Here is a 20,405-nt window from a genome sequence, read left to right on the forward strand (position 1 = left end):
CCTCTCCCGAGACGGAGCTCCCCCATGACACACGCCTCCCCCGCAGAACCGGGCCCACCCGAGGACCCGGAAAAGTCCCTGGACTCATTGGTACTGCACGCCACTGACAACGGCGTCTCGTGGATCACCCTGAACCGGCCGGAAGCCATGAACGCCGTCACCTGGGACCAGCGCGAACGCGTCATCGCGCTGCTCGCCGAGGCCTCCGCCGACCCGGACGTACGCGCCGTGGTGATCACCGCGACGGGCAAGGGCTTCTGCGCGGGCGCGGATCTGCGGGGCGGGAACGCGGACGCCGGGGAACGGGTCGTGGGGGACGTCGCCCGCATGATCCGCCTCGGCGCGCAGCGGTTGATCGCCGCGATCCAGGACTGCGAGAAGCCGGTGCTCGCGGCGGTCAACGGCACGGCCGCCGGCATCGGCGCGCACCTCGCGCTCGCCTGCGACCTGGTCCTGGCCGCCGAGTCGGCCCGCTTCATCGAGGTGTTCGCCCGCCGCGGCCTCGTCCCGGACGGCGGCGGCGCCTACCTCCTCCCCCGCCTGATCGGCCCGCAACGCGCCAAGGAACTCATGTTCTTCGGCGACGCGCTGCCCGCCGCCGACGCGGAACGCCTCGGCCTGGTCAACCGGGTCGTCCCGGACGACGAGTTGGCCAAGACGGCCCGCGACTGGTCGGAACGCCTCGCCGCGGGCCCCACCCGCGCCCTCGCCCTGACCAAACAACTGGTCAACGCAAGCCTCGACTCCGACCGCACGACAGCCTTCGCGGCAGAGGCGACGGCCCAGGAACTGAACATGTCCACCCACGACGCGACCGAGGGCGTCGCAAGCTTCGTGGAGCGCCGGAGGCCGGAGTTCCGGGGCCGCTGAGACGGCCGGGCGGGCGACTGTGGCGTGAAATGACGACTGGGCTGTCATTTCACGTCACAGTCCGGTGCGGGCGAGAAAGGTGGCCCCCTCCCACAGCTCACCTCACCCCGCCACCCCCGACCGGAACGTCCTCCGGTAAGCCGTCGGGGTCACCCCCACCGACGCGTGGAAGTGCTGGCGGAGGGACTGGGCCGTGCCGAAGCCGGACTGGTGGGCGATGTCGTCCATGGAGGACGAGGACGTTTCCAGCAAGTGGCGGGCCCGCTCGACCCGTTGGGCCGTCAGCCACTGGCCGGGGCTCGTGCCCACCTCCTCGCGGAAGCGACGCGTGAACGTGCGGACGGAGAGGGATTCGCGGGCCGCCAGGTCGCGGAGCTGGATGGGCTCGCCCAGATGTTCCAGGGCCCACGCGCGGGCGCGCGCGGTGGACGCCAACGTCGGTTCCGGAAGCGGGCGTTCGATGTACTGGGCCTGGCCCCCGTCCCGGTGCGGCGGTACGACGGTGCGGCGCGCCACGTCGTTGGCCACCGCCGCGCCGTGGTCGCGCCGCACCAGGTGCAGGCACAGGTCGATACCGGCCGCGACGCCCGCCGACGAGAGCACGTCGCCGTCGTCGATGAACAGGACGTTCGGGTCGACCTTGATGTGCGGGAAGAGGCTCTGGAAGTGGTCGGCGTCCGCCCAGTGCGTGGTCGCGGGCCTGCCCTCCAACAACCCTGCCGCGGCGAGGACGTAGCTGCCGGTGCAGATGGACACCATGCGCGTACCGGGGCGGATCCAGGCGAGGGCTGCCTCCAGCTCCGGCGTGAGGACGCCCTTCTCGTAGACCGGGCCCATCTCGTACGAGGCCGGGACGATCACCGTGTCCGCCGACCCCAGAGCCTCCGGGCCGTGCTCGACGTGGATCGCGTAGTCGGCGTCCGTCAGCACGCGGCCCGGCTCGCGGACCCCGCAGGTCACCACCTCGTACAGCCGCTCCCCCGTCGCGTCACGGGCGCGGCCGAAGATGCGCTGGGGGATGCCGAACTCGAACGGGATGAGGCCGTCGAGCGCGAGCACCGCGACGCGGTGCGGGGTGTGCCGTTCACTACGGGAGGCCATGGCCCGATCCTAGCGAAGGATGGCATTCGGGCCACTCGTTCCGCGGGAGGAGATCCCCGAAGCTGCTCACGTGACCGAGACGCAGACGCAGACCCAGCCGCAGCCGGACGCGCGGCCCGGCACCCGCCCGAGACGCCGTCCCCACCGGGCCTGGGCCGTCGCCGCCGTCACCTTCGTGACGATCGTCGGCGCCGCCGCCTTCGCCTCGCTGCCGGGGCTGCTCATCGAGCCGTTGCACGACCCCGAGACCGGTTTCGGCTGGTCGCGCGGCACCATCGGCTTCGCCGTGTCCGTGAATCTCGCGCTGTACGGGATCACCGCCCCGTTCGCTGCCGCGCTCATGGACCGGTTCGGGATTCGGAAGGTCGTGGCGGTGGCGCTGAGCGTCATCGCCGGTGGCTCGCTGCTCACCGTGTGGATGACCGCCGCCTGGCAGCTGGTTCTCTTCTGGGGCGTGCTGGTGGGGCTCGGGAGCGGGTCGATGGCGCTCGCCTTCGCCGCCACCGTCACCAACCGCTGGTTCGTCGCCCGGCGCGGCCTCGTCACCGGGGTGCTGACCGCGGCCGGGGCCTCCGGGCAGCTGGTCTTCCTGCCGCTCCTGTCCTGGATCGTGGAGCGGCACGGCTGGCGGCCCGCCGCCGTGACCGTGGCCCTGTCGGCGCTCGCCGTCGTGCCGCTGGTGTGGCTGCTGCTGCGCGACCACCCCGCCGACGTGGGCGTGGAGCCGTACGGGGCAAAGGAGTTCGTGCCGAAGCCCGCGCCCGTACGGGGAGCGGGGAAGCGGGCCGTGACCGTCCTCGTGAAGGCCGCCCGCACCGGGCCTTTCTGGCTGCTCGCCGGGACCTTCGCGATCTGCGGCGCCACGACGAACGGCCTCGTCAGGACGCACTTCGTGCCCGCCGCCCACGATCACGGCATGCCGGTCACCACGGCCGCGTCGCTGCTCGCCGTCGTCGGGGTCTTCGACGTCGTCGGGACGGTCGTCTCGGGCTGGTTCACGGACCGGATCGAGGCGCGCCGGCTGCTCGCGGTCTACTACGCGCTGCGCGGCGTCTCGCTGATGTTCCTGCCGATGCTGCTGGCTCCTGATGTCCGGCCGCCCATGCTGTTCTTCATCGTGTTCTACGGGCTCGACTGGGTCGCCACCGTGCCGCCGACCATCGCGCTCTGCCGTGAGCACTACGGCGAGGACAGCGCGATCGTGTTCGGCTGGGTGCTCGCCTCGCACCAGGTGGGGGCCGCGGTCGTGGCCTTCCTGGGCGGTGCGGCGCGGGATGTCTTCGGGTCGTACGACGTCGTCTGGTACGCCTCTGGCGCGCTGTGCGCGGCGGCGGCGCTGATGTCGCTGGTCATCCGGCGCGGCCGGGCGGACACCCCGGCCGCCGCGCCCTCGGCCGCGTAGACCGCCCTCAGTCGCGTAGCGCCGAGAACGCGCCCCGGTGGAACAGCAGCGGCCCCGCGCCGCCGCCCGCCGAACCGAGCGCCGTCACCCGCCCCACCACGATCAGATGGTCCCCGCCCGTGTGCACCGCGTGGATGGCGCAGTCGATCCACGCGGCGGCACCGTCCAGGCGTGGCGCGCCGGATGTCGGCGCCTCGTCGTACGCGACCCCGGCGAACTTGTCCGCCCCGCTGACCGCGAATCCCCGGCACAACTCGCCCTGGTCCGCACCCAGTACGTTCACGCAGAAGGAACCCACCCGGGCGATCCGCGGCCAGGTCGTCGAGGTCCGCGCCACCATGAACGCCACCAGCGGCGGGTCGAGGGACAGCGACGCGAAGGACTGGCAGGCGAAGCCCGCCGGGCCCGCGTCCGGTTCGGCCGCCGTCACGACGGTCACCCCGCTGGCGAACTCGCCCATGACGCGCCGGAATTCGGCCGGATCCACGGGCGCCCGTTCGTCGTCGCCGACCGCTCGCAGGTACGGGCGCGGCAGCGCCTCCACCGGGGCCTCCGCCGTGGGAGCACCGACCGACCTGAGGTAGCGGACGACGGTGGCCGCCATCCCTGCGTGTCCCATCATGAAATCCATTGAAGCTGACGGTTCGTCAGATTGGAAGGGGTGCGGCGGCGCCCTCGCCGGTCCGCACCCCCCACCTCAGAAGGTCAGCACCCCGCGCGCCACCTTCCCCGCCTCCGCGTCCGCGACCGCCGAGCCGAACTCCTCCACCGGGTACGTCCGCGTCACCAGCTCGTCGAGCAGCAGCCGGCCCTGCGCGTACAGGTCCGCGTACAGCCTGATGTCGCGCTGCGGGCGCGAGGAGCCGTAGCGGCAGCCGAGGATGGACTTGTCGAGGAACAGCTCGGCGGGCACGAAGGACGCCTCCGCCTTCGCCGCCGGCATCCCGAGGATCACCGCCTGCCCGTGCCGGTCGAGGAGGTCGACGGCGGCCCGGATCAGCTCGACCCGGCCCACGCACTCGAAGACGTGGTCCGCGCCGTCCGGCAGCACCTCCCGCACGGCCCCCACATCGGTCAGGAAGTCCGTCGCGCCGAACTGCCGCGCCACCTCCTCCTTCGCGGGGTTCGTATCGACCGCGACGATCCGCAGCGCACCCGCCACCCGCGCGCCCTGGAGCACGTTCAGCCCGACCCCGCCCGTCCCGATGACGACGACCGTGTCACCGCGGTCGACCCGTGCCCGGTTCAGGACCGCGCCCACCCCCGTGAGGACCCCGCAGCCGATCAGCGCCGCCGAGGTCAGCGGGATCTCCTTCGGGATCTTCACCGCCTGCACGGCCTTCACCACGGTCCGCTCCGCGAACGCCGAGTTCGACGCGAACTGGAAGAGGTCCTTGCCGCCCCGCGAGAACGGCTTCTGCGGCATCCCGATCGCCTTGCGGCACATCGTCGGCCTGCCCCGGTCGCACTCCGCGCAGGCCCCGCAGTTCGCGAGCGTGGAGAGCGCCACATGGTCACCGGGCGCCACATGCGTCACGCCCGCGCCCACCGCCTCCACCACGCCCGCACCCTCGTGCCCGAGGACCACCGGACGCGGGAACGGGATCGTCCCGTCGATCACCGACAGGTCGCTGTGGCACAGGCCCGCCGCGGCGACGCCGACGAGCACCTCCCCGGGGCCCGGGTCCCGTATCTCCAAGTCGTCGACGACGACGGCCTCTTGGCCGTCGAACACAACACCCCTCACGTGGCCTCCCTGGGCAGGCCGAGCACCCGCTCGGCGATGATGGTGCGCTGGATCTCGTCCGAGCCGCCGTAGATCGTGTCGGCCCGGCTGAAGAGGAACAGCCTTTGCTGTTCGTCGAGTTCGTAGGGTGCGTCGGGCGACCAGTCGGCGGGGCCGACGGCCGCCTCCGCGCCGCGCACCCGCAGGGCCAGCTCGCCGAGCCGCTGATGCCAGCCGCCCCACAGCAGCTTGGCGACGCTCGGCGCGCCCGCGTCCGGCGCGCCGCCGAGGGTGCGCAGCGCGTTCCACCGCATCGTGCGCAGCTCGGCCCACAGGCGCACGAGCCCGGCCCGTACGAGGGGGTCGTCGAGCGCGCCGCCCGCGGCGGCCGTCCGGACGACCGCCCGCAGCTCCTCGTCGAACCCGATCTGCTGGGCGAGGGTGGAGACCCCGCGCTCGAAGGCGAGCAGGCCCATGGCGACCTTCCAGCCCTCGCCCTCGCCGCCGACGAGCTCCTCGGCGACGGCGCCGTCGAAGAACACCTCGTTGAACTCGCTCGTCCCGGTGAGCTGCCGGATCGGCCGTACGTCGATGTGTTCCGGCTGGTCCATGGGGACGAGGAGGAAGGAGATGCCCTTGTGGCGGCGCGTGTCCGGGTCCGTGCGGGCCAGGACGAAGCACCAGTCGGCCTCGTGCGCGAGCGATGTCCACACCTTCTGGCCGGTCACCCGCCAGCGGCCGTCCTTGTCGCGGGTCGCGGAGGTGCGCAGCGACGCGAGGTCGGAGCCCGCTCCCGGTTCGCTGTAGCCCTGGCACCACAGTTCCTCGCCGCGCGCGATCGGCGGCAGGAAGCGGCGCTGCTGTTCCTCGGTGCCGTACGCGAGGAGGGTGGGGGCGAGGAGGTTCTCGCCGATGTGGCCGTAGCGGCCCGGCGCCCGCACGCGCGCGTACTCCTCCGCCCAGACGACCTGCTGGGTGAGCGTGGCGACCCGGTTGCCGAAGCCGTCGCGGCCCCAGCCGATGCCGATCCAGCCGCCCGTGCCCAGCTCCCGCTCCCAGGCGCGCCGCTCGGCGCCGCCCTCGTGCTCACTGCCCGGCCCCCCGCGCCCCACGGCGGCCGTGAACCGCTCGTCCAGATGCTTCTCGAGCCACTCCCGGACCTCGCCCCGGAAGGCCGTGTCGTCGTTGTCTCCCTTGTCGAAGCCGAACTCCACGCCCCGCCACCCCCGTTACTGGTTGGGTCGTTCCTTGGCGGCCGCCGCCCGCGCCATCTCCTGGAGCTGTTCGAGGAGCGGCATGGGGTCGGTGCCGACCGTCCCCGGCAGAAAGTCGGCGATCTTCTCCGGCGTCCAGGAGCCGCCGTCCGCGTACCCGGCGCGCAGCTCGCGCGGCTGCGCCCACACGGCGATCTTCGGCCCGGCGACCGTGTAGACCTGACCGGTGATCTTCTCCTCGCGGGCCCGCTCGCTGAGCAGATAGACGACGAAGGCCGCGACGTCCTCCGGCTCCCCGATCTCCTTCAGCTCCATCGGCACGTTCGCCGACATCCTGGTACGGGCCACGGGCGCGACGGCGTTCGCGGTCACGCCGTACTTGTTGAGGCCGAGGGCCGCGCTGCGCACCAGCGAGATGATGCCGCCCTTGGCGGAGCTGTAGTTGGCCTGCGCGACGGAGCCCTGGTGGTTGCCGCTGGTGAAGCCGATGAGCGTGCCGGTCTTCTGCTTGCGCATGACGGCGGACGCGGCACGGAAGACGGTGAAGGTGCCCTTGAGGTGGGTCTGGACGACCGGGTCCCACTCCTCCTCGGACATGTTGAACAGCATCCGCTCGCGCAGGATCCCGGCGACGCACACCACCCCGTCGATCCGCCCGTACTCGTTCACGGCCGTGTCCACGATCCGCTGGCCACCGGCCATCGTGGACACGTCGTCGGCCACGGCGACCGCCGTGCCGCCCGCCGCCTCGATCTCCTTGACGACGCCCAGCGCCACGTCCGACGTGGGCTCGCCGCCCTCTATGGACACCCCGTAGTCGTTGACGACGACCTTGGCGCCCTCGGCGGCGCACGCGAGCGCCACCGCCCTGCCGATGCCTCGCCCCGCTCCCGTGACGGCGACGACCTTGCCTGCCAAGAAGTTCCCCATGCCCGGCCCCTTCCCGCGGTTTCTGACGACCCGTTAGATTTCAAGTCCGGTCGGATTCTACGACCCGTCAGATACCGGAACACAAGACCCGGGAGGACCCGATGCCCCTGCCCGCCGAGTTCCACGACATCGCCAAACGCGTGAACAACTGGGGGCGTTGGGGGGAGGCCGACGAGATCGGCACCCTGAATCTCGTCACCGACGACTGTGTGCGCGAGGCCGCCACGGAGGTCCGCACGGGCCGCCGCGTCCCGCTCGCGCTGCCCCTCAAGGAGGACGGCGTGCAGTCGGGCCTGATCCCGGGCCGCATCAACCCGTTCCACACGATGGTGCAGATCAACCAGGAGATCTTCGGCCCGGAAACCGTCGCGACCAGCGACGACGCGGTGACGATGGGCTTGCAGGCGGCCACCCACTGGGACGCCCTGACCCATGTCTCGCACTCCGGCAAGCTCTACAACGGCCGCCCCGCCGACACCATCACGGCGCACCACGGCGCCCGGTTCAGCGGCATCGACAAGGCGCCGTACATCGTCTCGCGCGGCGTGCTGCTCGACGTGGCGGCGGCGAAGGGCCTCGACCGGCTGCCCGGGGACCACGCGGTGACCCCCGAAGACCTCGACGAGGCGGCCGAGTTCGGCCGCGTGACGGTCCGGGCCGGCGACATCGTGCTCGTACGCACCGGGCAGATCCAGGTGTACCTGGCCGGGGACAAGCACGGGTACGGCTATCCGTCACCGGGCCTGTCGGTGCGTACGCCGGAGTGGTTCCACGCGCGGGACGTGGCGGCGGTCGCCAACGACACCCTGACCTTCGAGATCTTCCCGCCGGAGATCGAGAACCTGTGGCTCCCCGTGCACGCGCTCAACCTCGTCGAGATGGGGATGCTCCAGGGCCAGAACTGGAATCTGGAATCCCTGTCCACAGCCTGTGGAGAAGTCGGACGCCATTCGTTCCTGCTGTCGGCGATGCCGGAACCCTTCCAGGGCGGCACGGGGACGCCGGTGGCCCCGGTCGCCATCTTCTGAAGGGACACCCGAAGGGACACAGGAAGCGGCGCGGGCACCGACGGGACCCGCGCCGCTCCGTACCCGCTCACACCGCTTCGAACGTCACACCCTGGAACGCGCCGGTCGTGGCCACCGCGCACTGGTCGATCTCGCACCAGATCGCCTTGCCGGCCCCCTCGGGGCGCCAGCCCCAGCGGTCCGCGAGCCCGTCGACGAGTTCGAGCCCCCGCCCGTTCGTCTCCTCGCCGTCCGCGTGCCGCGGTGTCGGCGGCCGCTCGCAGGTGTCGGCGACCTCGACGCGCACGGTGCCGAGACACGCCGCCGGGACGCCGCTGGGCAGTGCCAAGCGCAGCACGGCGGGATGCCCCGTGTGCACCACGGCGTTGGTGACCAGCTCCGAGACGATCAGAATCAGCGTCTCCGCCAAGGACTCATCGGCCTCTATGCCCGAACCGGCGAGACGCGAACGCGCCCACCTGCGGGCCCGCCCCACCTCAGCGGGGTCGGCCCCGACCTCCAGTTGAACCTGAAGCACCTGCACCGCTCACACCATCCGAATCCGGCGGGACCGCTGGAGTACTGCCTCGCGCCTCTTACCGTGCTGACCAGTGAGAGGGATCACGGAACGTGAACCCCTTGAGACACAGCATGGTTGACGTACAGTCACCCCAACAAGCGCTTCGGGCATATTCCAGCGCGAAGGAGTACGCGTGCGGCATACTGTGCGACGCGTCTCGCCGGGGCTCGAACAGACGGGGGCAAAACCCCTCTCTGCACTGCGAGCGGCGCACATCCGGAACCCCGGAGCTGCCTCGGAGGCAACACCGGAGCCGTCGCTCGGGTTCAGCACCACTCGCATCTGCCACAAGGTACCGGAGCAGGACGCCGACTCCGCGCCGTGACGAGCCCCGCGCAGGACACAACCCGATAACCACGCACGGTCACTGTGCGTGCACCCTTGCTCAGGCCCTCCGCTCAGACGGCCGCGCGTCCGCTTTCCGGACGCGCGGCCGTCGTCGTACGGGGGTCAGAGCGCGGCGGCGAGCACCTCTTCCGCACCCCGCGCGCTGCCGCCCAATTCGGCCCGCACCCACGCGCGCTTCAGGTGCAGGTGCACGTCGGCCTCCCAGGTGAAGCCCATGCCGCCGTGCACCTGGAGGCAGTCGCGGGCACCCTGCACGGCGGCCTCGTCGGCGAGCAGTTCCGCCGCCGCGACCTCGACCGGGTCGGCGGTGACGGCCGCCGCGTACACGGCGGCGCGCGCCACCTCCACTCGTACGAGCATCTCGGCGCAGAGGTGCTTCACCGCCTGGAACGAGCCGATCGGCGCTCCGAACTGCTCGCGCCCCCGGGCGTGTTGAACCGCCTCCTCCAGCGTGCGGCCGGCCGATCCGAGCTGTTCGGCGGCGTACAGGAGGGTCGCCTCCAGCGGGACGGGGGCGGGCTCGGGGAGGGCGTGCAGGGGGGTGAGCGGGTCCGCGGAGGCGATCGGGCGGGCCGTGGACACATCACCGCGCACCACGTCCGCGTCGTCCCGCCACGGCAGCAGCGACCCGTACGGTGCGGTCACCACCGCCTCGCCGGTCGCGGCGCCCGGCACCTCGCCCGCCGCGAGGAAGGTGGCCACGAGCGGCCCCGGGACAAGGGCCCGCCCCACCTCCTCGAACACGACCACCGCGTCCGGGAGGCCGAGCCCGACGCCGCCCTCGGCCTCCGGAAGACACAGCGAGAACAGACCCGCCCCGCCCAGCTCCCGCCAGAGCTCCCGGTCGATCCCGGGCGCGTCCACGGCGGCCCGCAGCGCGTCCCGCCCGAACCGCCCGGCAAGCAGCTCGCGCATGCCGTCACGCAACGCCCGCTGTTCCTGCGTCAGTTGGAAATGCACGCCTACCGTCCCCCCTTCGCGGACTTGGGCAGCCCGAGGATCCGCTCGGCGACGATGTTCCGCTGGATCTGCGAGGTGCCCGCGGCGATCGTGTACGACAGCGAGGAGAGCCGGTCGAGCGTCCACTCCTGGTCGGTGTCGAGGGCGCCCGCGCCGCCGAGGACCTCGGCCGCGGCGTCGTAGAGCCGCTGCCGGGCGTGCGAGTACCGCAGCTTGAAGACCGAGCCGCCCACACCGGGCACACCGCCGGTCGCCTGCGCCTCGCTCACGTTCCACTGGGTGAGCCGCCACAGGGCGCTGAACTCGGCGGACAGCAGGGCGAGTTCGCGGCGCAGCACCGCGTCGTCCCAGCGCCCCGTCTTCTTCGCGTGGGCGGCCAGCTCGCCGAGGGTGCGGCGGCAGGCGACGACCTCGCCGACGAACGCGGTGCCGCGCTCGAAGGACAGGGTCACCATGGTCACACGCCAGCCGTCGTTCTCCTCGCCGACCCGGTTGCCGACCGGCACCCGCACGTCGTCGAGGAACATCTCGGCGAACTCGGTCGACCCGGCGAGCGTGCGCAGCGGGCGGACCGTGATGCCGGGCGCGTCCATGGGCATGGCGAGCCAGGAGATGCCGCGGTGCTTGGGGGCGGCGTCACTGATGGGGGTGGTGCGTACGAGCAGCTCGCACCAGTCGGCGACCTCGGCGTGCGAGGTCCAGATCTTCGAGCCGCTGATCACGTACTCGTCGCCCTCGCGCCTGGCCTTCGTCCGCAGCGCCGCCAGGTCGGACCCGGCGTCCGGTTCGCTGAACCCCTGGCACCACACCTCGTCGCCGCGCAGGATCGGCGCGAGCCAGCGGTCCCGCTGGCCGGGGCTGCCCTCGGCGGCGATGGTCGGCCCGGCGTGCAGAAGCCCGACGAAGTTCGCGCCCACGTAGGGTGCGCCCGCCCTTTCGGTCTCCTCCAGGAAGATCAGCCGCTTGGTCGGCGAGGCGCCCCAGTGCACGTCCCCGTACCCGGCGTCGTACAGGCGCCGCTGCCAGCCCATGTCGTACGCGCGTCTGCCCGGCCAGTCGCCGGGCGACGGCTTCGGCGGCAGCGTGGGCAGCACGCCGCCCAGCCACTCCCGAAGCCGCGCCCGGAACCCCTCTTCCTCGTCCGTGTACGTGAGATCCATACCGGACGCCTACTTGCCGGCCTTGTCGAGATCGAGATCGAGCATGCGGATGGCGTTGCCGCGCATCAGCTTGTAGATCGTCTCGTCGTCGAGGCCCTTCACGTGGTCGAGCGCGACCTCCTTGGTGTTCGGGAAGGTCGAGTCGACGTGCGGATAGTCCGTCTCGAACGTCGCGTTGTCCCGGCCGACCACGTCCAGGGAGGCCACCCCGTGCTTGTCGCGGAAGAAGCAGCAGAAGATCTGCCGGTAGTAGTACGTGGACGGCGGCTCGGGGATCAGGTCCCGGACGCCGCCCCACGCGCGGTGCTCCTCCCACACGTCGTCGGCGCGCTCCAGGGCGTACGGCACCCAGCCCATCTGCCCCTCGCTGTACGCCAGCTTGAGCCGCGGGAACTTCACGAGGACGCCGCTGAACAGGAAGTCCATCATCGAGGCCATCGCGTTGTTGAAGCTGAGCGAGGCCTGGACGGCGGGCGGCGCGTCGGGGGACGCGGCCGGCATCTGGGAGCTGGACCCGATGTGCATGTTGACGACCGTCCCGGTCTCCTGGCACACGGCGAAGAACGGGTCCCAGTAGCCGGAGTGGATGGACGGAAGACCCAGGTGGGTGGGGATCTCGGAGAACGTCACGGCCTTGACGCCGCGCGCGGCATTGCGCCGGATCTCCGCGACGGCCAGCTCGACGTCCCACAGCGGGATGATGCACAGCGGGATCAGCCGGCCGCCACTGTCCCCGCACCACTCCTCGACCATCCAGTCGTTGTAGGCGCGCACGCAGGCGAGCGCGACCTCCTTGTCGTGCGCCTCCGCGAAGGTCTGACCGCAAAAGCGCGGGAAGGTCGGGAAGCAGAGGCTGGCCTCGACATGGTTGAGATCCATGTCGGCGAGCCGCGCCTTCGGATCCCAGCACCCACGCCGCATCTCGGCCCGCGTGATCCCTTCCAGGGTCATGTCGTCGCGGTCGAAGCCGACGGCCGCGATATTGCGCTTGTACGGGAACTTGAGGTCCTCGTAGATCCACCAGTCCGTGGGCGGACCCGCCGGATCCATCGTGATCTGGTACTTGCCCGCCACGTAGGCGAGTTCGCCGATCCCCTCGGTCAGCGGCTTCGGCCCCCTGTCCCGGTACTTGGCCGGCAGCCAGGTCTCGAAGAGATGGGCCGGTTCGATCACATGGTCGTCGACGCTGACGATGCGCGGCAGTTCCGTCATGAGTGTTCAGCCCCTCGCGGTATCTGATGACCCGTCAGATAGCAGGCTAGCCCCGCACCCCTGGACCGACAAGGAGCGCGGACTTACGCTCTCGGTCAGATCTGACAACCCGTCAGGTGACGGCACCGGCCGTGAAGGGGTATGGAGATGACCGACACCGCACACGCCCTGGGCGCCTCCCGCACGCTCTGGGAGCTGGTCGAACGCCGCGCCGCCCTCACCCCCGACCACCCGGTGCTGCTCCAGGGCGAACGCACCCTGACCTTCGGCGAGTTGCACTCCCGGGGCGAGCGCGTCGCGGCCGGCCTCCACGACCTCGGCATCCGCCCCGGCACCGTGGTCGCCTGGCAGCTGCCCACCCGCATCGAGACGGCCCTGCTCTCCTTCGCGCTGGCCCGCATCGGGGCGGTGCAGTCGCCGACCATCCCCTTCTACCGGGACCGCGAAGTCGGCTTCGCGCTAAGGGAGTCGAAGGCCGACTTCTTCGCGACACCCGGCGTGTGGCGCGGCTTCGACCACACCGACATGGCCCGGCGGCTCGGCGCGCGCGGCATCTTCGAGGCGTACGAGAACCTGCCGGAGGGCGACCCGGCCGTCCTGCCCCCGCCGCCCGCATCCGGGACGGACGTCCGCTGGATCTACTGGACCTCGGGCACGACGTCCGACCCCAAGGGCGTGCTGCACACGGACCGTTCCCTCATCGCGGGCGGCTCCTGCCTCGCCCACGCGCTGCACCTGTCCGCGGCCGACGTCGGCTCGATGGCCTTCCCGTTCGCGCACATAGCGGGCCCCGACTACACGGTGATGCTGCTTCTGTACGGCTTCCCCGCGGTCATGTTCGAGCACTTCGCGATGCCGGACTCACTGGAGGAGTACCGGCGTCACGGCGTGACGGTCGCGGGCGGCTCGACGGCCTTCTACTCGATGTTCCTGACCGAACAGCGCAAGCAGCCGGACGAGAAACTCATCCCCACGCTGCGTCTGCTCGCGGGCGGCGGGGCCCCGAAACCGCCGGAGGTCTACCACTCGGTCGTCCGCGAGATGGACGTCCAGCTCACCCACGGCTACGGCATGACGGAAGTCCCGATGATCACGATGGGCGCCCCGGACGACACTGCGGAGAACCTCGCGACGACGGAGGGCCGCCCGCCCGAGGGCATGGAGATCCGCATCGTCGACGCCGAGGGCAAACAGGTGCCGCCCGGCGTCGACGGCGACGTACGGCTGCGCGGCGAGGCCGTCTGCCAGGGCTACCTCGACGCGCGCCAGACCGCGGACGCCTTCGACGCGGACGGCTTCCTGATCACGGGCGACCTGGGCCACGTCCTGCCCGGGGGCCACCTGGTCCTCACCGGCCGCGCCAAGGACGTCATCATCCGCAAGGGCGAGAACATCTCCGCGAAGGAGATCGAGGACCTGCTCCACGAACACCCCGCGATCCAGGACGCGGCAGTGATCGGCCTCCCCGACGCGGAACGCGGGGAACGGGTGTGCGCGGTCCTCGAACTGCGCCCGGGAAACCCCCCGTTGACCCTGCCCGCCCTCACCACATATCTCCGCGACCAGGGCCTGTCCACGTTCAAGCTGCCGGAACAGCTGGAAGTCCTGGAGGCCCTGCCGCGCAACGAAACACTCCGCAAGGTCCTGAAGTACAAACTCCGGGACCGCTACCAATCAAGCCCCGCCGGCGATTGAGGCGCGGGGGTCCGGGGCGGAGCCCCGAGGCGTCAACGCCGGTGCGGCTATTCCGGGACGGTGAAGTACCGCGCGAAGGCCCGGACCGCCGCATCCTCCGAGATCCGCCCGGACCCGTCCGCGGCCAGCGCATCCGCCGCCGCCCGCGCCACATCCGGCTCCACCCCGAGCACACCGAGCACCCGCCGCGCGGTGTCCGGCTCGATCCCGGCCTCATCCGCACCGGCCACCGCGAGGGCTCCCCGCAGGAACGGCCGGGCGATCTCGGCGAACCGGTCGGGATTGTCCCGCAGCCGCTTCACGGCCCCGGTCACGAACTCCTCGCGGGTCACCCGCTGGTCCCCGTCGACGTCCGCGATCCCGGCCATGCCCTGCCAGAACGCCTCGGCCCCGGCGAACAGCGACTGCCCCTGCCCGGAGCGCGCCGTGACACCGAACTCGGCGAGCAGCGCCTTCGCGGCGACGTAGAAGTCCTCGCGGTCGATGTATCCGTTGCCGTCCTGGTCGAAGCCGGCGAACCGGGCCGCGATCCTCCGCTCGTCCATGCTCATGGGCCGCCTCTCGGGTCGTTGGGTGTTACGCAACGGAGCGTACGACGGTCCCGTGCGCGCACGCCCCGAACTGCGGCGATTGTGTCAAGGCCGGTGAAAATCCGGTACAAGCCGTTACGCCGACATGGGGGCCGCGTCCTCGTCCACCGCCGAGGCGACGTCCGGGTAGACGTCGAAGAGACGGCGGACGCCGAGGGCGCCGAGCACGCGGTTCACGTGGGAGCCGTCGACCGCGCCCTGGGCCGGCAGGATCAGGCGCAGGCGGCCCTGGCAGGAGCGCATCAGACGGCGTGAGGCGATCAGCACACCCACGCCGCTGGAATCGCAGAACAGCACGTCGGAGAGGTCGAGCACGACGCTGCGGCGGCCGTCCGCCACCGCCTCGTGCACCTGCTGACGGAGCGCCGGGGACGTCACGAGGTCCATCTCGCCCGACGCGCGCACGACGGCCCAGTCGCCCTGCCCTGACTCGGTCACCTTGAGCGCCACGCGCAACGCCTCTCGTTCGGGAATATCGACGATCCGGAATCTGTCCCTACGTTTCTTCTGCGCGGCTGCCCTGCCGCACTGGGATGAAACACTCCCGCAGACCTATCACATATGGCCTGGTTAAGCCCTGGCCGGGCACATGTGAACCAAATACCTCAGCGCGTTTCGGGCGGCAGATGGTCTTTACCACCTGCTGCCCTCTGGGGGCGCACAATGCGGCAAAGGGGCGTGCGCTGTTGGCCCCGACAGTTACATTCGATGAGAAGGCATGTAGTGAGAAGGCAAGTCGTTCGGCAGTCGGTGAGGGGGCCCCATGCCCAAGGACACCCCGTCCCGCTGGGACCGCAGGATGCAGCAGCGCCTGGCCCACGGGGAGGCGGCGGCGCTCGGCGAGCTCTACGACCGGTTCGCCTCGCTGGTGCACGGCCTGGCACACCGCGTCCTCGACGACGAGACGGCGGCCGACCAGATCACCCGTGACGTGTTCACGCAAATCTGGGAGAATCCGGAGTCCTACGACCCGAAGCAGGGCCCGCTGCGCTCCTTCATCGCCACCCTCACCCACCGGCACGCCGTGCAGCGCCTGCGCCAGACCGAGTCCGCCGCGCTCGTGCGCACCGGGCTCGGGACGACCGAGGACCTGGAGCGCAAGGTGCGTCACGCCTCCGCAGCGGCCCGCGCCGACTACATCGTGACGTCCATGCCCGCCCCGCTGCGCGAGGCGCTCAACCTCGCCTACTTCCAGCGCCGTGACTACCGCCAGACCGCCGCCGACCTCGGCGTCACCGAGGACGAGGCCCGCCGCAGGCTCCGCCTCGGCCTGCAACTCCTGTCGACGGCCCACAACACGGGCACACCTCCCGCCCGCGGTTTCGGGAGGCCGGCGTGAGCGCGGCGAACGGACCGGACCGGTTCGACCCCTACGAGGAGGAGCCCGAGGGGACCGGCGGCCCGGTGGACCGGCCGTGGATACCGACGCCCCGCTCCTCCGTGGAGGACACCGGCCGCCCGCTGCCGGACGTGCCGGCGGCCGAACCGCCCGTCCTGGAGCACCGCGTCCTCAAGTCGCTGCTCGGCGCCTGGGCGCTGGCCGCCTGCTCCCCCGAGGAAGCGGCCGCCGTCGACGTCCACCTGGGCGCCTGCGGCACCTGCGCCGAGGAGGCGCTGCGGCTGCGCGACGCGGTCGGCCTGCTGCACGCCGAGGAGAGCCTCGACCTCGACCCGATGCTGCGCTCCCGCGTCCTGGAGGGCTGCCTCACCCGGCGCCCCGCCCGCATCCCCGTCCCCGGCTGGGCCACCTCGTACGACGCGGAGACCGCCCGGCTCGACGCGCTGCTCCAGGACATCGGCGACGGCGAATGGCACGCGCCGGTGCGGCTGCGCTGGTACGAGGGCGCGGAGCAGGTCGGCAAGAAGACCACGGTGGCCGGGGTGATCGCCCATCTGACCAGCGTCGACGGCCTGGTGGCCCGCGCCATCGGCCTGGAGGACCCCGCGCCGCAGGCCCTCGACCCCACCGCGCGCACCAAGGCGTACTGGAAGTCGTCCTACTTCCCGCCCACGCGCGCGGTGCGGGCGCCCTGGCGCGAGCAGTCGCACTCCGTCATCCGCACGGTGTCGTTCGCGGGCTCGGACGCGGGCGGCTCCGGAGGCTCCGGTCAACTCCCCGTCTCGTACGGCAACTTCGAGCTCGCGCTGCGCGATGCCATGATCGACCGGGCCTTCGAGTGCTGGATCCACGCCGGTGACATCGCGGACGCGGTCGACTATCCCTACGAGGCCCCGGCCCCGCGCCACCTCAACCGGATGATCGACCTCGCCGCCCGGCTGCTCCCCGGTTCCCTGGCCGCGCGCCGCCGCACCGGCCTCGCGGCCCCCGCCAAGGAACTCGTCGGCGCGGGGCGGCCCGGCCGCAGTCTGCGCCTGGAGGTCGAGGGAGCGGGCGGCGGCGAGTGGCTGATCGCCCTCGACTCCCCCGCGGCGACCGGTTCCGACGAGCGGGAGGTGGCGCATGTCGCCCTGGACGGCGTCGAGTTCTGCCGCCTCGCCGCGGGCCACGTCCTGCCGGAGGAAGCGGCGGCCGGCCAGGTCGGCGACCGCGAGGCCATCCGCGACGTCCTGTCTGCGACGGCTGGGCTGAGTCGCTTGTGATTCGGCCTCTGTTCCGGCTCCATCAAGCCAATTTGAGCCCCGCCGGCGATTGAGGCGCGGGGTCCGGGGCAGAGCCCCGCGGCCGCAACCCCGACGGGGCGAAAGATTCGGGGCTCTGCCCCGGACCCCGCTGCTCAATCGCCGCAGGGGCTCAATGGGGCCGAACCGGGCTTGATGGGCCCGGAGGGCTTAGGCGAAGACGACCGTGCGGCGCCCGTTGAGGAGAATCCGCCGCTCCGCGTGCCACTTGACGGCCCGCGCCAGCGCCTGGCACTCGACGTCCCGCCCGATCGCCACCAACTGGTCGGGCGTGACGTCGTGCCCGACCCGCTCGACCTCCTGCTCGATGATCGGCCCCTCGTCGAGGTCGGCGGTCACATAGTGCGCGGTCGCACCGATCAGCTTCACGCCCCGCGCATGCGCCTGGTGGTACGGCTTCGCGCCCTTGAAGCTCGGCAGGAACGAGTGGTGGATGTTGATGATCCGCCCGCTGAGCTGCTTGCACAGGTCGTCCGACAGCACCTGCATGTACCGCGCCAGCACCACCAGCTCGACGCCCTCGGCCCGCACCAGGTCGATCACCTGCTGCTCGGCCTGCGCCTTCGTCTCCTTCGTCACCGGGATGTGGTGGAAGGGGATGTCGTACGAGGCGACCAGCTCGGCGAAGTCCGTGTGGTTGGAGACGACCGCGGCGATGTCGACCGGCAGCGCGCCGATCCGCGCCCGGAAGAGCAGGTCGTTGAGGCAGTGGCCGAACTTGCTGACCATCAGGACGACCTTCATCCGGTCCGAGGCCCGGTGGATCTGCCAGTCCATGTGGAAGGAGTCGCCGATCGCGGCGAAGCTGGCGCGCAGCTTCTCCACGCTCACGGGGGCGTCCGCGCTGAAGTGGACGCGCATGAAGAACAGACCTGTGTCGTGGTCACCGAACTGCTGGCTGTCCTCGATGTTGCAGCCGGTCATGAAGAGGTAGCTCGACACGGCGTGCACGATGCCCTGCTTGTCGGGGCAGGAGAGCGTGAGGACGTACTGCTCGGGACCGGTGGCGGCGGACTGCGCGTTCATGCGCCAAGCCTAAACGCCCGGCACGACGCGCTAAGCCGCCCGCGTCATGATCCGCAGCACCTCCAGGGTCTGCGGGGCCGTCTCCGGGTCCTCGGCGTCGCTCGTGGCGAGCCTCACATGGGCGTCGCGGGCCGCACGGACCGCCTCGGGCCAGCCCTCGTGGTTGAGGTACGCGGCGACCGGGGCGTCGGGGCCCACCTGGTGCATGATCCTGAGCACCCGGAGCACGGCGGCATCGACGAGCGCCGCCTCCTGCGAGTCCCGGAAGATCGTCCCGACGTATTTCTCGGCCGACCAGTTGTCCAGCCAGGTGTCCTCGACCAGGCGGTACACGGCGTCGGTCACATCTCCGTACCCGTCCACGCCCGCCTGCCAGACGTCCCGCTGGAACGCCGGGTCGGAGAGCATGTGCAGCGCGGAACGCACATTGCTGCGCCAGCGCCACCACGGCATGTCGTTGAGTGGCATGCCGCCCATCTTCGTGGAGCGACGGCCGCGACGGGAAGACTTGTCCGAGGTTTGCACGGTCATCGATCGTACGTCCCGACCCCCCGGGCCCCGCACGACCCCCGCAATTCACCTCATCGTCACCATGCGTTGCCCGCGGGTCACTCGACCGTTGGCGACGCGGCGGAATCGTGCAGGAACATGACCGGCAGGCGCCCCAGTACCCGTAACCGCATCCCCCGAAGCCACGTGCGCACCGCGGCCGTGCTCCTGAGCTCCGCGCTGGTCGCCGGGTGCGGGCTCGTCCCGGGCGGCGACGCCAAGAGCGCGGGTGAACAGCCGGTGACCGTCATGACCTGGGCGCCCGAGAAGACCAAGGCGACGAACATGCCCGGGATGCCCGCCATGGCGCGGGCCTACGCCCGCTGGATCAACGCCCACGGCGGCATCGGCGGCCGCCCCCTGAAGGTCCTCACCTGCAACGACCACAACGACAGCGTGGACGCCGCCCGGTGCGCCCGCTCCGCCGTCCGGCACGACGCCGTCGCGGTCGTCGGCTCGTACAGCCAGCACTCGAACGCCTTCCTGCCGCCGCTGGAGTCCGCGGGCATCCCCTACATAGGCGGCTACGGCGCCACCGAGGCCGAGTTCACCAGCCCGCTGTCGTACCCGGTCAACGGCGGCCAGGCCGCCCTCCTCGCAGGCAACGGGCGCCAGCTGTCCGAGGACTGCGCCCGCACCGTCCTGATCCGCCCCGACTCCATCGCGGGCGACCAGCTCGCGCCCCTGCTCGACTCCGGCCTCGCGCTGCGCCACCGCCCCGCCTCCGTCGACATGCTCGCCGCGGACGACGCCACCGACTACGCCGACCAGGCCCGCCGCGCGCTCGACACCGCGAGCCGGGCACCGCGGGGCGAAGGCTGCGTCGCGGCGGTGCTCGGGGAGCGCACGAACACGTTCTTCGACTCGTTCCGGCGGCTGCGCGAGGACTACCCGTCGGTGCACACCGCCACCGTCCTCGGCAGCGTCGACCAGACCGCCGTCGACCGCACCGGCGGTGCCGGGAGCCCTTACGAAGGGGCGTACGTCACCGGCTGGTACCCGGCGTCGGGCGACGCCCGCTGGAACCCCATGAAGCGGGCGATCAACGAGCAGGCCTTCGGCGACAACCGGATCGACCCGGCGGACGCGGGCGTGCAGACCACCTGGATCGCGTACGAGGTGCTGCGGCAGGTCGTCGAGTCGGCCGGCGACGGCGCGGTCACCGCGCGCACCGTGCGCACCGCCCTCGACGACGACCTCAAGGTCACGACGGGCGGACTCACCCCGCCGCTGCGCTGGGGCTACGACCACATGTCGTCCGTCGGCGACTTCCCGCGCCTGGTCAACGCGCGGGTGACCTTCCAGAAGGTCGTCTCCGGGCGGCTCAAGGCGACCAGGAAGTCCTCGGTGGACGTGACGGACACGCTCGCCAGGCTGCCCTGACCGTCACGTCCC

20 protein-coding genes are annotated in these 20,405 nt (G+C 71.6%); 7 read left to right on the forward strand and 13 right to left on the reverse strand.

What is annotated here, in order from left to right; all coding sequences use genetic code 11:
- Window positions 1–24 precede the first annotated feature (24 nt).
- Entirely contained in the window at window positions 25–870 is an 846-nt protein-coding gene (locus tag ACNYS0_RS18320; protein ID WP_422474968.1) for an enoyl-CoA hydratase/isomerase family protein, read from the forward strand.
- Window positions 871–972: 102 nt separating this feature from the next.
- Here ACNYS0_RS18320 and ACNYS0_RS18325 read toward each other — a convergent pair whose 3' ends face one another.
- A complete protein-coding gene (locus tag ACNYS0_RS18325) occupies window positions 973–1,971 on the reverse strand; it encodes a GlxA family transcriptional regulator (protein WP_422474970.1) in 999 nt (332 codons plus the stop codon).
- Window positions 1,972–2,041: 70 nt separating this feature from the next.
- Here ACNYS0_RS18325 and ACNYS0_RS18330 point away from each other — a divergent pair, with 70 nt between their 5' ends.
- A complete protein-coding gene (locus ACNYS0_RS18330; RefSeq protein WP_422474971.1) occupies window positions 2,042–3,373 on the forward strand; it encodes an MFS transporter in 1,332 nt (443 codons plus the stop codon).
- Window positions 3,374–3,380: 7 nt separating this feature from the next.
- Here ACNYS0_RS18330 and ACNYS0_RS18335 read toward each other — a convergent pair whose 3' ends face one another.
- The 4 genes from ACNYS0_RS18335 to ACNYS0_RS18350 form a co-directional block, all read right to left on the reverse strand.
- Entirely contained in the window at window positions 3,381–3,992 is a 612-nt protein-coding gene (locus ACNYS0_RS18335; RefSeq protein WP_422482708.1) for a flavin reductase family protein, read from the reverse strand.
- Between the two features lie 78 nt (window positions 3,993–4,070).
- Window positions 4,071–5,120 (reverse strand): Zn-dependent alcohol dehydrogenase, encoded by a 1,050-nt coding sequence (locus tag ACNYS0_RS18340; RefSeq protein WP_422474973.1) that lies wholly within the window; start codon window positions 5,118–5,120, stop codon window positions 4,071–4,073.
- Window positions 5,117–6,313, reverse strand: coding sequence for an acyl-CoA dehydrogenase family protein (locus ACNYS0_RS18345; protein ID WP_422474975.1), 1,197 nt, complete (start codon window positions 6,311–6,313; stop codon window positions 5,117–5,119). The genes ACNYS0_RS18340 and ACNYS0_RS18345 overlap by 4 nt, the downstream gene beginning before the upstream one ends.
- Window positions 6,314–6,328: 15 nt before the next feature.
- Window positions 6,329–7,243, reverse strand: a complete 915-nt coding sequence (locus tag ACNYS0_RS18350) for an SDR family oxidoreductase (RefSeq protein ID WP_422474977.1) — start codon at window positions 7,241–7,243, stop codon at window positions 6,329–6,331.
- A 101-nt stretch (window positions 7,244–7,344) separates the two neighbouring features.
- Here ACNYS0_RS18350 and ACNYS0_RS18355 point away from each other — a divergent pair, with 101 nt between their 5' ends.
- Window positions 7,345–8,271: a cyclase family protein gene (locus ACNYS0_RS18355; RefSeq protein WP_422474979.1), complete on the forward strand. Its 927-nt coding sequence runs from the start codon at window positions 7,345–7,347 to the stop codon at window positions 8,269–8,271.
- Between the two features lie 67 nt (window positions 8,272–8,338).
- Here the strand turns inward: ACNYS0_RS18355 and ACNYS0_RS18360 are convergent, their stop codons facing one another.
- From ACNYS0_RS18360 to ACNYS0_RS18375, 4 genes are all read right to left on the reverse strand, one after another.
- Window positions 8,339–8,794 (reverse strand): ATP-binding protein, encoded by a 456-nt coding sequence (locus ACNYS0_RS18360; protein WP_422474981.1) that lies wholly within the window; start codon window positions 8,792–8,794, stop codon window positions 8,339–8,341.
- Window positions 8,795–9,280: 486 nt separating this feature from the next.
- Window positions 9,281–10,138: an acyl-CoA dehydrogenase family protein gene (locus tag ACNYS0_RS18365; protein WP_422474982.1), complete on the reverse strand. Its 858-nt coding sequence runs from the start codon at window positions 10,136–10,138 to the stop codon at window positions 9,281–9,283.
- Between the two features lie 2 nt (window positions 10,139–10,140).
- The gene (locus tag ACNYS0_RS18370) at window positions 10,141–11,298 is read right to left on the reverse strand and encodes an acyl-CoA dehydrogenase family protein (protein WP_422474984.1); all 1,158 of its coding nucleotides are present in this window, start codon (window positions 11,296–11,298) and stop codon (window positions 10,141–10,143) included.
- A 9-nt stretch (window positions 11,299–11,307) separates the two neighbouring features.
- Window positions 11,308–12,510: an amidohydrolase family protein gene (locus tag ACNYS0_RS18375; RefSeq protein WP_422474986.1), complete on the reverse strand. Its 1,203-nt coding sequence runs from the start codon at window positions 12,508–12,510 to the stop codon at window positions 11,308–11,310.
- A 147-nt stretch (window positions 12,511–12,657) separates the two neighbouring features.
- Between ACNYS0_RS18375 and ACNYS0_RS18380 the strand changes: the two genes are divergently transcribed.
- A complete protein-coding gene (locus tag ACNYS0_RS18380; RefSeq protein ID WP_422474988.1) occupies window positions 12,658–14,205 on the forward strand; it encodes a class I adenylate-forming enzyme family protein in 1,548 nt (515 codons plus the stop codon).
- 47 nt (window positions 14,206–14,252) lie between these two features.
- Here ACNYS0_RS18380 and ACNYS0_RS18385 read toward each other — a convergent pair whose 3' ends face one another.
- Window positions 14,253–14,750: an EF-hand domain-containing protein gene (locus tag ACNYS0_RS18385; protein WP_422482710.1), complete on the reverse strand. Its 498-nt coding sequence runs from the start codon at window positions 14,748–14,750 to the stop codon at window positions 14,253–14,255.
- Between the two features lie 120 nt (window positions 14,751–14,870).
- A complete protein-coding gene (locus tag ACNYS0_RS18390; RefSeq protein ID WP_422474990.1) occupies window positions 14,871–15,251 on the reverse strand; it encodes an STAS domain-containing protein in 381 nt (126 codons plus the stop codon).
- Between the two features lie 307 nt (window positions 15,252–15,558).
- Between ACNYS0_RS18390 and ACNYS0_RS18395 the strand changes: the two genes are divergently transcribed.
- Both ACNYS0_RS18395 and ACNYS0_RS18400 read left to right on the forward strand, forming a co-directional pair.
- A complete protein-coding gene (locus ACNYS0_RS18395) occupies window positions 15,559–16,134 on the forward strand; it encodes a sigma-70 family RNA polymerase sigma factor (protein ID WP_422474992.1) in 576 nt (191 codons plus the stop codon).
- Window positions 16,131–17,396, forward strand: a complete 1,266-nt coding sequence (locus ACNYS0_RS18400; RefSeq protein ID WP_422474994.1) for a zf-HC2 domain-containing protein — start codon at window positions 16,131–16,133, stop codon at window positions 17,394–17,396. Before ACNYS0_RS18395 ends, ACNYS0_RS18400 begins: the two co-directional genes overlap by 4 nt.
- Window positions 17,397–17,585: 189 nt before the next feature.
- Here the strand turns inward: ACNYS0_RS18400 and purU are convergent, their stop codons facing one another.
- Together purU and ACNYS0_RS18410 are read right to left on the reverse strand one after the other, a co-directional pair.
- The gene (gene purU, locus ACNYS0_RS18405) at window positions 17,586–18,461 is read right to left on the reverse strand and encodes a formyltetrahydrofolate deformylase (RefSeq protein ID WP_385755573.1); all 876 of its coding nucleotides are present in this window, start codon (window positions 18,459–18,461) and stop codon (window positions 17,586–17,588) included.
- 30 nt (window positions 18,462–18,491) lie between these two features.
- A complete protein-coding gene (locus ACNYS0_RS18410) occupies window positions 18,492–18,992 on the reverse strand; it encodes an SCO4402 family protein (protein ID WP_422408714.1) in 501 nt (166 codons plus the stop codon).
- Window positions 18,993–19,109: 117 nt separating this feature from the next.
- On the opposite strand from ACNYS0_RS18410, the gene ACNYS0_RS18415 reads away from it, so the two are divergent.
- Entirely contained in the window at window positions 19,110–20,393 is a 1,284-nt protein-coding gene (locus tag ACNYS0_RS18415) for an ABC transporter substrate-binding protein (protein ID WP_422474997.1), read from the forward strand.
- Window positions 20,394–20,405: the final 12 nt, after the last annotated feature.

The organism is Streptomyces anthophorae, from assembly GCF_049310305.1.
Taxonomy (GTDB): domain Bacteria; phylum Actinomycetota; class Actinomycetes; order Streptomycetales; family Streptomycetaceae; genus Streptomyces.

Excerpts from the sequence above, each read along its gene's own strand:
- ACNYS0_RS18320 (WP_422474968.1), top strand. The coding sequence starts at position 25 with ATGACACACGCCTCCCCCGCAGAACCGGGCCCACCCGAGGACCCGGAA.
- ACNYS0_RS18325 (WP_422474970.1), bottom strand. The coding sequence starts at position 1,971 with ATGGCCTCCCGTAGTGAACGGCACACCCCGCACCGCGTCGCGGTGCTC.
- ACNYS0_RS18335 (WP_422482708.1), bottom strand. The coding sequence starts at position 3,992 with ATGGGACACGCAGGGATGGCGGCCACCGTCGTCCGCTACCTCAGGTCG.
- ACNYS0_RS18350 (WP_422474977.1), bottom strand. The coding sequence starts at position 7,243 with ATGGGGAACTTCTTGGCAGGCAAGGTCGTCGCCGTCACGGGAGCGGGG.
- ACNYS0_RS18355 (WP_422474979.1), top strand. The coding sequence starts at position 7,345 with ATGCCCCTGCCCGCCGAGTTCCACGACATCGCCAAACGCGTGAACAAC.
- ACNYS0_RS18370 (WP_422474984.1), bottom strand. The coding sequence starts at position 11,298 with ATGGATCTCACGTACACGGACGAGGAAGAGGGGTTCCGGGCGCGGCTT.
- ACNYS0_RS18375 (WP_422474986.1), bottom strand. The coding sequence starts at position 12,510 with ATGACGGAACTGCCGCGCATCGTCAGCGTCGACGACCATGTGATCGAA.
- ACNYS0_RS18380 (WP_422474988.1), top strand. The coding sequence starts at position 12,658 with ATGACCGACACCGCACACGCCCTGGGCGCCTCCCGCACGCTCTGGGAG.
- ACNYS0_RS18385 (WP_422482710.1), bottom strand. The coding sequence starts at position 14,750 with ATGGACGAGCGGAGGATCGCGGCCCGGTTCGCCGGCTTCGACCAGGAC.
- ACNYS0_RS18395 (WP_422474992.1), top strand. The coding sequence starts at position 15,559 with ATGCCCAAGGACACCCCGTCCCGCTGGGACCGCAGGATGCAGCAGCGC.
- purU (WP_385755573.1), bottom strand. The coding sequence starts at position 18,461 with ATGAACGCGCAGTCCGCCGCCACCGGTCCCGAGCAGTACGTCCTCACG.
- ACNYS0_RS18410 (WP_422408714.1), bottom strand. The coding sequence starts at position 18,992 with ATGACCGTGCAAACCTCGGACAAGTCTTCCCGTCGCGGCCGTCGCTCC.
- ACNYS0_RS18415 (WP_422474997.1), top strand. The coding sequence starts at position 19,110 with ATGACCGGCAGGCGCCCCAGTACCCGTAACCGCATCCCCCGAAGCCAC.